Genomic DNA, 1684 nt, shown 5'->3' on the forward strand with positions numbered 1-1684 from the left:
CGGCCCCGGCAGCTTCGTCTTCGAGACCGCCGGCTCGCGTCACACGCCCATCAGCGTGGGCGACGACGAGGTCATCACGCTCAACATCGTCCAGGGCGACTGGGACCTCATGAGCCCCGAGGGTGCGGTGCTCGCCATCGAGAACTGGAAGTCGATGGTCGAGCGCTACTTGAACTTCTGCCGCGCCAACGGCGTCAAGCCGGTCGACGTGAGCAGCTTCAGCGTCTGAGTCCGAACGATCCAACCGAACTACCGACGCACCCCATAAGGAGACACCCAATGAACAAGCGCTTCAATCCCGCCCGCCGACTGCTGCACCGCGCCGCGGTCGCCGGCGTGATGCTGTTGGCCGCCACGGCGGCCGGCGCCCAGACCTGGCCCGACAAGCCGATCCGGCTCGTCGTCGGCGGCCCGCCGGGCGGCGCGGTGGACGTCTCGGCGCGCGTGCTCGCCGAGCGCCTGACGCCGCTGCTCGGCCAGCAGGTCATCGTCGAGAACAAGGCCGGCGCCGCCGGCTTGCTCGGTGCGCAGGAGCTGCTCAAGTCGCCGCGCGATGGCGCGACCTTCATGGTGCAGCTCAGCGGCCTGGTCTCGGAGATTCCGCACGCGTTCAAGGTGCCGTTCGACCCGTTCAAGGCGCTGCGTCCGGTGGCCGAGCTCAACCGCGGCGGGCTGGTTCTGGCAGCCAACGCGCAACTGCCGGCCACCGATCTGGCGGGCCTGATCGCCCACGTGAAGGCCAACAAGGGCAAGATCAACTTCGCCTCGTACAGCGCTGGCACGATGTCGCACACCCTCGGCCTGGAGCTCAACAAGGTGGCCGGGCTGGACATGCTGCACGTGCCGTACAAGGGCTCGCCCCCGGCGCTTCAGGACCTGATGGGCGGGCAGGTGCAGGTGATGTTCGACGGCGCGGGTAACGTAGCGCCGCACGTCAAGTCCGGCAGGCTCAAGGTGTTCGCGACCACCTCGCCGACGCGGCTGTCGCTGATGCCCGAGGTTCCCACCTTCGCCGAGCTGGGCTACAAGGACCTTACCGAGACGGTCTGGATCGGCCTGTGGACCACGCCCGACATGCCGGCGCCCATCCAACAGAGGCTGCGCGAGGCCACGCTCAAGGCACTGCAGGACCCGAAGCTGCGCGACTCCTTCGCGACGCTGGGGATGTCGCCCGGCACCGGCGCAACGCCCGACGAGCTGATGGCCCGGCTGCACACCGCGTCCGATCGGCAGGGCGCGAGGCTGCAGGCGATCGGCTTCAAGCCGGAGTGATGTCTCGCTAGCGTGCGCGACGGCGAGTGCGGGGCGCGCAGACGCTCCGCGCCCGGGTCGTCCTTGCGCGGCGAGTGGGGTCGCGATGTCGACGAAGGCGGTGTTCTGCGGAAACCATGCAAGGCACGGCGGTTCTGCAGCTCACCAGCGCGCTGGGGTGTCCAACAGCTCGCGATCTGAAACCGTCCACAGGCGCCGGCGCGCCTTTTTTATCCGTTCAATTTTTAAGGAGACTCCCATGCTGGGTCAAATGATGCATCAGCCCCTGCTGATTTCTGCTTTGCTGCGCCATGCGGAGCGCCACCACGCGGACCAAGTGGTGGTGTCGCGTCGGGTGGAGGGCGATGTCCACCGCTGCACCTACCGGTGTCCTACGGCCTGGATCGCATCGATCCTGAGCGCGACATCAGGC

Annotated in this window: 2 protein-coding genes and 1 pseudogene; all 3 read left to right on the top strand. The window is 67.8% G+C overall.

Going from position 1 to position 1684, the window contains the following annotated elements; all coding sequences use genetic code 11:
- Window positions 1–229: cupin domain-containing protein (locus AC1DY5_RS54570; protein ID WP_478122520.1), on the top strand; the 229-nt coding region annotated here is incomplete at its 5' end.
- 50 nt (window positions 230–279) lie between these two features.
- Entirely contained in the window at window positions 280–1272 is a 993-nt protein-coding gene (locus AC1DY5_RS54575) for a Bug family tripartite tricarboxylate transporter substrate binding protein (protein WP_478122521.1), read from the top strand.
- A gap of 238 nt (window positions 1273–1510) precedes the next feature.
- Window positions 1511–1684 (top strand): annotated as a pseudogene (locus AC1DY5_RS54580) (long-chain fatty acid--CoA ligase); the annotation flags it as partial.

This window comes from Variovorax sp. P4_D9, from assembly GCF_056401695.1.